The sequence below is a fragment of the Oscillatoria sp. HE19RPO genome (genome assembly GCF_024220515.1).
Taxonomy (GTDB): domain Bacteria; phylum Cyanobacteriota; class Cyanobacteriia; order Cyanobacteriales; family Laspinemataceae; genus Laspinema.
Map to the genome: position 1 here is coordinate 21,028 of NZ_JAMXOT010000234.1, position 10,251 is coordinate 31,278.

A 10,251-nucleotide genomic window follows, 5' to 3' on the forward strand; every position below is an offset into this window, starting at 1 on the left:
CCCATGACCGCCGAACCCGCCGTCCTCGAAGCCAACCTCGCCTTTTATCGCGCCTTTCAGACCAAAGACATGGAAGCCATGAGCGAAATCTGGTCCAAAGGCATCGACACCCTCTGTATCCATCCCGGACGCAAAATTCTCAAAGGATGGGAAGAAATCCGCCCCTCCTGGCAAAAAATCTTTAAAGTCACCACCACGCTAGTTCACAGGCAAATGCAACAATTTGGATAATATCTTCTACTGTAAATGTGGCGGGCTTACCTGGACGGGGTTGATCGCTTAAAACATCTATAATCAGTTGAATTAATTTTTGATCGCTAGTTTCTGGAGTTTCTGCTATCTCTAGTCTGGATGCGGCATCAGCCCATCGTGCGCGCCACATCCGGACTTGATTCCGGTTCAGTTGCAATTGCTCAGAAATTTCGGTGTTATTAACTCCATCAGCCGCCAACAAGACTAATTTGGCCCTTTGTACTAATCGATGTGGATTAGTTGTCCGGCTCGATATTTGTTCTAGTAACCGATACTGCCTTGAAGATACTGTAAAGACTTTGGCTTTTGGAGTAGGCATGATTGATTCAGTCGAGATAAAACCTGGGCGTGGCTCCTAATAGGGGTTCCTCTGCCTCTCCCTCTGATTATAGCTAGTTATGTTCTTTTGCGCCTCTGGACTAGAAATTGAAATCCAAATTACCGCCAGCGATTCCATCGGCAACCTAGCCTATATCATCCTCATCGAAAAAGTCACCCAAACCAGCAGCGGACGGAAAAACCAATCCCTCTCCAACGCCACCAACCTCTTTGAAAACATGGGTGGCAAATGGTATCTCATCCACCATCACGGCAGCCCCATCTTGCGATAAAAAAAAAGAGTTAGACGAGTGCAACACCCCTCCAACTCTTCCTTCTGTCAAAATCTATCTTCTGTGAAAATCTGTGAAATCTGTGGTTTAAAACCCCGGAATTACATCATCCCCATGCCGCCCATGCCGCCCATGCCGCCCATGCCGCCCATGCCGCCCATGCCGCCCATGCCGCCCATGCCGCCCATGTCAGGCATAGCACCAGCCGGTTCAGGCTGCTCAACAACGAGGGCTTCCGTGGTTAGGACCATGCTGGCGATCGAAGCCGCATTCTGCAAGGCCGATCGCACCACTTTAGCCGGGTCGATAATGCCCGCAGCAATCATATCCACATACTCACCCGTCAGTGCGTTGTAGCCCACATTAAAGGCACTTTCCCGCACTTTTTCCACAACCACGCTTCCTTCAACACCGGCGTTATCAGCAATTTGACGCACAGGTGCTTCTAAAGCTTTGGCGACGATATCAGCCCCGAGGATTTCTTCATCATTGAGACTGGCTTTGAGGGCCTCAATTTTGCTCACCAGATGAATCAAGGTAGTACCGCCACCGGGGACGATGCCTTCATCCACTGCTGCTTTAGTGGCATTCAGGGAGTCTTCGATCCGCAGTTTGCGTTCTTTGAGTTCCGTTTCCGTAGGAGCGCCCACTTTAATTACGGCGACACCCCCGGCGAGTTTGGCGATCCGTTCTTGGAGTTTTTCTTTGTCGTAGTCGGAATCGCTTCTGTCTAATTCTTTGCGAATTTGACCGATGCGGGTTTGAATGGCTTCTTTGTTTTTGTCATCGGCATCCGCCACAATGGTGGTGCTTTCCTTGGTGATGGTCACCTTACGGGCGGTTCCCAGCATATCCAGGGTGGCGGTATCCAGACTCAGACCGATTTCCTCGGAAATCATCTGACCATTGGTGAGGACGGCGATATCTTGCAGCATCGCTTTACGGCGTTCACCAAATCCGGGGGATTTGATGGCAGCGACGTTTAAGACACCCCGCGCTTTATTCACCACTAAGGTTGCCAAGGCTTCGCCATCGACATCTTCAGAGATGATTAAGAGGGGTTTGCTGGCGCGGGCCACTTTTTCCAGGATGGGGACGAGGTCCTGAATGGAACTGATTTTTTTGTCGGTAATTAGGATTGCCGGGTTTTCAAACTCGACGATCATCCGTTCGTTGTCGGTAACGAAGTAGGGGGAGATATAGCCGCGATCGAGCTGCATCCCTTCGACGACATCCAGTTCCGTGGTGAGGGATTTGGATTCTTCGACGGTGATCACGCCATCTTTGGTGACTTTATCCATCGCTTCGGCGATCATCTGACCGATTTCTTCGTCATTGCCAGCGGATACGGTGGCAACTTGGGCGATCGCGTCCCCTTCGACGGGTTTAGCCAACGCTTGAATTTCTTCTAGCAAATAGGCGACGGTTTTTTCAATCCCACGGCGGACTGAAACCGGATTTGCACCAGCAGTCACGACTTTTAAGCCTTCGCGAATCATCGCTTGGGCTAAGACGGTGGCGGTGGTGGTGCCATCACCGGCAATGTCTTTGGTTTTGGCGGCGACTTCCCGCACCAGTTTGGCCCCCGTGTTTTCCAGGGGGTCTTCTAATTCGATTTCTTTAGCAATGGTGATCCCATCATTTACGATATCTGGTGCGCCATATTTCTTTTCTAGGACCACGTTGCGTCCTTTCGGTCCCATCGTGATTCGGACGGCATCGGCGAGGGCGTTGACCCCGCGTTCCAGCGCCCGACGGGATTCTTCGTTAAAGGAAATAATTTTTGCCATAGTGTCGGTTACTCAATCTGCTCCAAGTAGAAAATTTAGCACTCTATGGTGCAGAGTGCTAATTCGTATAAACCGTACAAGCAGGGTGAGGCATGATCGGTGAGGGACGAGACTCGGGATCGGGGTGGGCGCAGCAGCGCCCAGGGAGAGAGACCCCTGTACTGATTGGGGGTCCGGTTTTTTCAGCCAATTTTAGGGAGGGCAGACGGGGACAGTCCGTCGAGAGGGATAGGGGAATTAGGGAGGGGAAGCGGGTATTTAGGTCCGTTTTTTCTGGAGTTTTTTAAGGCATCCAACCCCCTTCAGGGGAACTTTTAATTCAGGCCCCAAGTCAAGCTGATAGTAGTGTTTCCTTGGGGGCGATCGCACTTCCGTTTAACTGAAGAGAAGCATCCCTAAATTTTGCTATAATTCGGGTTATGTCTCTTAAACTTTCTCGGGTTGAAAGAGGAGTTGAACTCCTCCTTTGTTCTATCCAGGGTTATTTTTTAATCAGAGGAAAACTGCCCGTTGGAAACTCTCAAGTGTAGAGGGTTCTCAGCCTACTCCAATCCGAGGGTGGTTTTTATGAATTTAACCATCATATTTATTGTTATCTCGCCCATATTAACTGAAACCAAAGGCACTTTATCCCCGGTGGTTGATTGACTTAACCTCAAAACTGTTAGAGCCTAATATCAGGAAATTATGATATTAGTTAAATTATGCTGCCGTTTTATTTTATAATTGTCATTGGAAAATATAAATTAAAATCGAAAAGCATTAAAAATCGGGATGCCTTCCCATAAGCTTTCCGCAGAAAATCCGGGTTTTTCTAAATCCGGGTGAAGAAATATTAAGGAGAAAAGCGCACAAAAAATGAGGGGCTGATTTTTTCAAGAGAGCGCTTCTCTCCATCAGGGCTGGTATCTACCCAAAAAATAAGTTTTGGAGTAGTCCAGATGACGATTAATTTTGATTGGATTAGAATCCCCGCGAAGAGCGCAATGCCTGTATGCCAAACTCTAGTTTTCATCGATTCCCAGGTCGAAAATTATCAAGGTTTACTCCAGGGAGTCTGGGACAATACCCAGGCGATCGTGTTAGATGAATTAGCCGATGGAGTTCAGCAAATTACCCAGGTTTTACACAGTTTATCTGTTCGGGGACAAACCGTAGACTCAATCCATATTATTTCCCACGGCAGTCCCGGTTCTCTCCAACTGGGGAAGGTTATCTTATCCCGGGATAATTTAGCCCAGTATCACTCCCTTTTGCAGTCTTGGTCCAAAGCAGTGATTCAGAAGGGAAATCTGTTCCTCTATGGATGCCAAGTGGCAGCCGGAATCGGTGCAGAATTTGTCACAAACTTGAGTGAATTAACGGGAATTAATACTGCGGCATCTGTCGATATTACAGGTAATTCAGAACGGGGAGGAAACTGGAATTTAGCCTTTAAAACGGGAGAAATAACGAGACCCTTGGCATTCAAACCCGAGGCAATGATGGCCTATTCGGGACTGTTTGCTATTCTAACCGTGACCAATGCCAATGATAGTGGGGCAGGGTCTTTAAGAAATGCGATCGCCTCCGCCCAAGCGGGAGATACCATCCAGTTTGATCCAACTTTAGCCAATCAAACTATTACCCTAACTAGCGGTCAATTATCCATTAATAAAAACTTAACTATTGATGGGACAAATGCTCCCGGTGTGACCATTAGTGGCAATAATGCCAGTCGGGTTTTTGATGTAATTCGTGCACCGGATTTTGTTCCCATCAACGTGACATTTAGGGGCTTGACAATTGCCAATGGTAAAACAACAGCAGCCGGAGAAGATGGGGCTGGCGCTGGAATCAGAACAGCAAATCAAACCTCATTAACCGTTGAAAATAGTACATTGCTCGACAATGATGCTGTCTATGGCGGTGGAGGTATTTTTGGTGGGTTTCAGAGCAAAAATACCATTTTAAATTCTCGTTTTGAAGGTAACCTTGGCACGGCGGGAACTGAGGAACGTGGAGGCGGTGCAATTGCCATCAAAAGTGAAAGTACCTTAACAGTCAAAGATAGCCATTTTGAAAACAACAAAGGGGTGAATGGCGGAGCCATTAATAGCCTATTCACCATCTTAGATGTCGAAAATTCTACCTTCATTAATAATGAGGCGATTACCCCCAGTTCAAAAACTCCCTTTTATGGATTAGGGGGAGCTATTTTAACCGATGGGGCCACGGATTTTAATAAGCCCGACTCAGGGACGATTACCATCCGAAACAGCCGATTTGAAGGCAATCGAGCCTTAGATGGAGGGGGGGCGAACCTCTTTTCTTATCCGGGAGATCCCGTGATTGTTGAAAATAGTTTATTCATTAACAATGAAGCCATAGAAACGGCGGCAGGGGGTGGAAGTGGCGGAGGATTACGCCAAGACAATAGTGAATTCACCCTAACTAATACCACCTTTGCCAATAATTTAGCTCACAAACAAGGGGGCGGTTTCTGGGGAGATAATTTTTCATCAAGGACGATTACTAACAGTACATTTTCTGGTAATAAAGCTGAACATCCTGTTACCAAAGAAGGTTTGGGTGGTGGCATTTTTATTCAATCTGCTGCTAACCTCATCAATCTGACGGTAGCGGACAACTACGCTGGGTCTTCTGCCGGTGCTTTATTTAATGGCACGACTTCAAACATTTCCGTTGCTAATTCAATTTTCACCAATAATCAGGCCGGAAATCCTGCAAATACCAGGCAGCAAACTAATCGAGAACTAATTGATGGGGGAAATAACCTACAATTTCCCGATAAAAACTCTCCTGACCCGGGGGATGTTAACGTAACGGCGACTATCACGATCGCCGACCCCCTATTAGGACCGCTACAGGAAATAAATGGAGCCCTAATTCACCCCTTACTACCCGGAAGTCCTGCCATTGATGCGGGGAATAATGCGGTAGCACCCGCTACGGATCAACGGGGACAAACTCGACCCTTTGATGGGGATGAAAATGGCACAGCAGTCGCCGATATTGGGGCTTACGAATTAGGAATTCTAGTAGAATCAGCGTTACCCATTCAAGTCTTCCTAGGAACCACAGAAGTCGCTGATGATACAACCACCTCCGTCAACCTGGGGACGACAGAAGTCACCGAGGCACTCACCACCACCTTTACCATTCGGAATACTACCCCAAGTGAAGTTACCCTTTCTGACTTACAACTCCCCGCTTCCTTTAGTTTAGTTGGTGCTTTTCCTGGCACAATTCCTGCTAATGGAGAAGCCAATTTTCAAGTCCAACTCGATGCTACGGAAGTCGGAACTGCCTTGGGAGAGTTACGATTTATCACGAACAACAACAGTGACAATCCCTTTAACTTTCCCATTACTGCCACCATCACTTCCCCACCGCCACCGGAACCCCCCACAGATACCCCACCAGGTTCAGGGATTATCGTCTCTGGTCCAATTTTGCCAGAATCTCTCCCTTCAAGTGACTCTCCTGAAGTTGATTCTCCCCCGGTTGATTCTTCTAACCGAGATTTTAGCCTCTCTGAAGCGGGTATTTGTCAGGGATTTATGGTCTTTCCCGGACCCAACCCGGTTGCCGATACGCTTTATTCCGGTGGTGTCAATCCCTTTTTTGGTACTGATACTGGAGAAGTTGTTTTCGGGACAGCAAGCGATGATTTTCTCCTGGGATTAGGAGGGAATGACAACATCTATGGGGGGATGGGAAATGATCCGCTCCACGGCAATACTGGCAATGATTATATTGATGCCAGTTTTGGCAATGATTTAGTGCATGGGGGTAAGGAAAATGATACCTTACTCGGATTTGATGGGAATGATACGCTGTTTGGGGATAACGATAATGATTGGTTATGGGGAGGGGACGGAGATGATTTCTTAAATGGCAATCGTGGGGATGACACCCTGTTTGGATGGGATGGCAATGATACCCTGCATGGCGGCAAACAGAACGATATTCTCTATGGACAAGAAGGGGATGATTTCCTGTTTGGAGACAATGATAATGATGTCCTCTGCGGAGGCAATGGTAACGATTTCTTAAATGGAAATCGGGGTGATGATACCCTGTTTGGCGGGGAGGGTAATGATACTCTGCATGGGGGGAAAGAAAACGATATTCTCAACGGAGGGAATGGCAATGATGTTCTCTGGGGAGATTTGGGGAATGATACTTTAATTGGCGGAACGGGAGAGGATATCTTTGTCTTCCGCGAAGGGGATGGCATTAACTTCGTGGTTGATTTTGAGGTCGGAATTGACCGCATCGGATTGGCGGAGGGATTAACCACAGCGCAATTGAGTATTACCGAAGGAACCGGGGTGACTAATATTTCTGTAGGCGGTGAACTTCTGGTGGTTTTGAATAATGTGGAGGCGTCGATGATTACTCCGTCAGATGTTGTGATGATTTAGGGCACAGTGGGAGGCGATCGCCTCTAATGGGGGAAACAATTTTCCCCCTTCAATCAGGGTTAATCCCAAGACCTATTTAACGGTTACGGTAATGGTAAATCCGTTATAAAATTAGAGATAAAGTGTCGGTAACGCTCATATTTTTTAAGGATTGCATCGGGTCAATCGGCTTAATAATGTTGTTGGGGTCTTGCCAAATTTTTAAACTTGGTAAACTGCGGGTCAAAGAGCAACTTAATCGTCCCCGTTGGTCCATTCCGATGCTTGGTAATAATCACTTCCGCAATTCCCCGGTCTGGAGTATCCGGATTATAATACTCTTCCCGATAGAGCATGACAACAATATCCGAGTCTTGTTCAATCGAACCTGATTCGCGTAAATCGGACATCATTGGACGTTTATTGGTCCGCGCTTCTACCCCGCGACTCAGTTGGGATAAGGTAATAATGGGAACATTTAATTCCCGCGCTAATTGTTTCAATCCTCGGGTAATTCTTGATAACTCTTGCACCCGATTATCCGGACTACTGCCTTCCATCAACTGCAAATAATCCAGCAGAATCAATCCCATTTGTCCCCCCTGTTCCGCTTGCAGTCGCCGACATTTAGACCGAATATCGGTAATCGTAATATTGGGGGTATCATCAATAAAAAGGGGTAACTCCGAGAGATTCCCGATCGCAATACTTAAGGCTTCCCATTCATTCTGAGCAATCCGTCCCGATCGCAGTCGGTTACTCTCAATCCCCGCTTCCCCAGACAGCATCCGTTGCACCAGTTGTTCCTTGGACATTTCCAGGCTAAATACCGCCACAGGTAATTTATGGAATTCAGCAATATTTCGCCCAAGGTTCAAGGCAAAACTGGTTTTCCCCATCGCCGGTCTTCCAGCTATAATAATTAAATCCGATCGCTGCAATCCTCCGGTCATCGCATCTAAGTCATAAAACCCACAAGTTAACCCCGGTAAAGCTAACCCTTGTTGATGGATTTCGATATTTTCAAAAGTCTGAATCAGGGTTTCTGAAATGGAAACTAAACCCTGTTGAGGACGGTCCTGGGTGAGGCTAAAAATGGTTTGTTCCGCCTTGTCCAGGAGGATGGCGAGTTCCGTGGTAGTATCAAATCCTAACTCAGCAACTTTATGTCCGCCTTGAATTAATTTGCGGCGCATATATTTATCCACCACCAGTTCGGCATATTGGTCGATATTCACTGCCGAAACCGTGCGTTCTACGAGTTGAGCCAGTTTGCTTTGTCCGCCGACTTGTTCGAGGAGTTTATGGTCAGCTAACCAACTGGTGACGGTCATTAAATCGGTGGCTTTGCCTTGGAAATGGAGGGCAATGGCCGCTTTGTAAATCTGTTGATGGGCGGTGATAGAAAATCCATCGGGAGGGAGGCGGTCTAGGACTCGGGTGATGGCCTCCGGGTCGAGGAGAATTCCGCCTAAAATACTTTCTTCCGCATCGATATTTTGCGGGGGGAGGCGATCGCTATAGCCTTGGAAGTTTAAGGGTTCAGCCACGATTTGTACTCAGGTTTCGTCTAGATGCACCGGACGCGATTTATTCGGGTTAGAAATAAATCGCGTCTTTTCTATTGTACAAATTTCGGGACAGTTTTGGCCCAGGCATGAGAGAAATTCCGCCTGGGAAAGTCGCCGTTTTTTAGCCCGCAACCACTTGAATTTCGACTTCAGCGGTAACGTCGGGGTGTAATTTGATTTGTGCCTTATAGAACCCAGTCTTGCTAATAGCAGGCAGGGTAATCCCACGGCGATCGATTTCTTGGTTAGTAGCCGCTTGGATGACTTCTGCCACTTCGCGATCGGTAACCGTCCCGAAAATCGCATCCCCTTCCCCAACGGATTTGGAGATGGTAAAGCGTCCAATGGTTTCCAGGGCCGTTTTCTGAGATTGTGCCTGTTGCTTCTCTTCCAACAGACGTTGCCGTTCTAATTCTCTGCGGCGTTCCACTTGACGGAGAATCCCTGGGGTGGTACGAACGGCGAAGCCTTGGGGTAGCAGGTAGTTCCGGGCATAACCGGGGGCCACTTCTACCAGGTCGCCGGATCTACCCAGCTTTCTAACATCTTGACTTAATACGACTTGGACTCGTTTGCTCATAATGGTTCCTGTTCGGTCATAACTCTCTATTTTACGCTTCCTGGGGACAGATGGCAATAGGGAGGGGGTGTTATTTGGGCTAAAACGGGAGTTTGAACCCCTGCCGCATACCACATCAGGGCTTCAATCTGTAATTCTCAGGGTAAAGGAGGTGGACTAGACCTAAAGTAGCTCGATGGAGGAAAAAGAAACTGGACCTCCAAAAAATTATAGGGTAGGGGGGAGTATTTAAAAAAGCTCGGTTACTCATGCAGAGTCAGCGAATCTAGGTTTGGTATAAAATGTACTTGACAGAAATGCCGAACAGTGTTTTTGTAATTCTAGCCGAATAGTTTTATAATGTCTGACAAGCTCATTTATCAAAATCTGGTTATTCCCAAACCCTTTCAAAAACTCAAGTAAAAATGATCCAAGCCTAAGTCAACTATTCAATTAAACCTCGAACCCACCCCAATTTGAACCATCTCTAACAACTACTATGTTTAATCGTTTTACCCCTCAATATTTTATTCAAAATATCTTTGACACCACTGGAATGTCAAGCCGAGATGCCGAGAACCTAGCCAACTCGCTGACTCGTTTAACCGGAGACTTATATACTGAAACAGAGCGATTTATTTTCGAGTTATTGCAAAATGCCGATGACTTACCGACTATATCGGGTCAAGTTAATGTAAAATTTGTTATTCTGAAAAACTACTTGCTTGTGTTGCACAATGACAAACCGTTTGATGACAAAAATGTGGATGCTATTTGTAGTATCTCGAAAAGTACCAAATCTCAAGATTTAGAGCAAACCGGATACAAAGGAATTGGTTTTAAATCAGTTTTTTCTGATTCGGAATGTGTTTATATCAACTCCGGTGACTTTTCCTTTAAATTTGATCGGAATTCCACTCAGGGCTATTTCATTCTAATGTAAAACTTGATAGAATAACAGAGTAATCTCACTCTCGGAGTCAGGTCAAGATGTCCCAGCTCGCCATCGTTGAAGTATTTGCCCAGCTAGAGGATTGCCGTCGTCAAGCCGGAAGGCGG

Annotated in this window: 8 protein-coding genes; 4 read left to right on the plus strand and 4 right to left on the minus strand. The window is 46.8% G+C overall.

Features of this window, described 5'->3' with window-relative positions; genetic code table 11:
* The first annotated feature begins 3 nt into the window (after positions 1-3).
* The gene (locus tag NG833_RS20570; RefSeq protein WP_254567141.1) at positions 4-231 is read left to right on the plus strand and encodes a nuclear transport factor 2 family protein; all 228 of its coding nucleotides are present in this window, start codon (positions 4-6) and stop codon (positions 229-231) included.
* Here the strand turns inward: NG833_RS20570 and NG833_RS20575 are convergent.
* Positions 188-571 (minus strand): helix-turn-helix domain-containing protein, encoded by a 384-nt coding sequence (locus NG833_RS20575; protein ID WP_254567142.1) that lies wholly within the window; start codon positions 569-571, stop codon positions 188-190. The two genes, NG833_RS20570 and NG833_RS20575, sit on opposite strands and share 44 nt — an antisense overlap.
* Positions 572-650: 79 nt before the next feature.
* Here NG833_RS20575 and NG833_RS20580 point away from each other — a divergent pair, with 79 nt between their 5' ends.
* Positions 651-863: a nuclear transport factor 2 family protein gene (locus NG833_RS20580; protein ID WP_254567143.1), complete on the plus strand. Its 213-nt coding sequence runs from the start codon at positions 651-653 to the stop codon at positions 861-863.
* Positions 864-964: 101 nt separating this feature from the next.
* On the opposite strand, the gene groL is transcribed toward NG833_RS20580, so the two are convergent.
* The gene (gene groL / locus NG833_RS20585) at positions 965-2,653 is read right to left on the minus strand and encodes a chaperonin GroEL (RefSeq protein ID WP_254567144.1); all 1,689 of its coding nucleotides are present in this window, start codon (positions 2,651-2,653) and stop codon (positions 965-967) included.
* Positions 2,654-3,639: 986 nt separating this feature from the next.
* On the opposite strand from groL, the gene NG833_RS20590 reads away from it, so the two are divergent.
* Positions 3,640-7,083 carry a DUF4347 domain-containing protein gene (locus NG833_RS20590; protein ID WP_254567145.1) on the plus strand — a complete coding sequence of 1,148 codons (3,444 nt, stop codon included), beginning with the start codon at positions 3,640-3,642 and terminating at the stop codon, positions 7,081-7,083.
* A gap of 170 nt (positions 7,084-7,253) precedes the next feature.
* Here the strand turns inward: NG833_RS20590 and dnaB are convergent, their stop codons facing one another.
* A complete protein-coding gene (gene dnaB, locus NG833_RS20595; RefSeq protein ID WP_254567146.1) occupies positions 7,254-8,612 on the minus strand; it encodes a replicative DNA helicase in 1,359 nt (452 codons plus the stop codon).
* A 142-nt stretch (positions 8,613-8,754) separates the two neighbouring features.
* Positions 8,755-9,213 (minus strand): 50S ribosomal protein L9, encoded by a 459-nt coding sequence (gene rplI, locus NG833_RS20600; RefSeq protein ID WP_254567147.1) that lies wholly within the window; start codon positions 9,211-9,213, stop codon positions 8,755-8,757.
* A 478-nt stretch (positions 9,214-9,691) separates the two neighbouring features.
* On the opposite strand from rplI, the gene NG833_RS20605 reads away from it, so the two are divergent.
* A complete protein-coding gene (locus NG833_RS20605) occupies positions 9,692-10,135 on the plus strand; it encodes a sacsin N-terminal ATP-binding-like domain-containing protein (RefSeq protein WP_254567148.1) in 444 nt (147 codons plus the stop codon).
* Positions 10,136-10,251 lie beyond the last annotated feature (116 nt).

What these genes read in the sequence shown, in the direction of transcription:
- NG833_RS20605 (WP_254567148.1), top strand. Translation starts at nt 9,692, where the DNA reads ATGTTTAATCGTTTTACCCCTCAATATTTTATTCAAAATATCTTTGAC.
- NG833_RS20575 (WP_254567142.1), bottom strand. Translation starts at nt 571, where the DNA reads ATGCCTACTCCAAAAGCCAAAGTCTTTACAGTATCTTCAAGGCAGTAT.
- NG833_RS20580 (WP_254567143.1), top strand. Translation starts at nt 651, where the DNA reads ATGTTCTTTTGCGCCTCTGGACTAGAAATTGAAATCCAAATTACCGCC.
- rplI (WP_254567147.1), bottom strand. Translation starts at nt 9,213, where the DNA reads ATGAGCAAACGAGTCCAAGTCGTATTAAGTCAAGATGTTAGAAAGCTG.
- NG833_RS20570 (WP_254567141.1), top strand. Translation starts at nt 4, where the DNA reads ATGACCGCCGAACCCGCCGTCCTCGAAGCCAACCTCGCCTTTTATCGC.
- NG833_RS20590 (WP_254567145.1), top strand. Translation starts at nt 3,640, where the DNA reads ATGCCTGTATGCCAAACTCTAGTTTTCATCGATTCCCAGGTCGAAAAT.
- groL (WP_254567144.1), bottom strand. Translation starts at nt 2,653, where the DNA reads ATGGCAAAAATTATTTCCTTTAACGAAGAATCCCGTCGGGCGCTGGAA.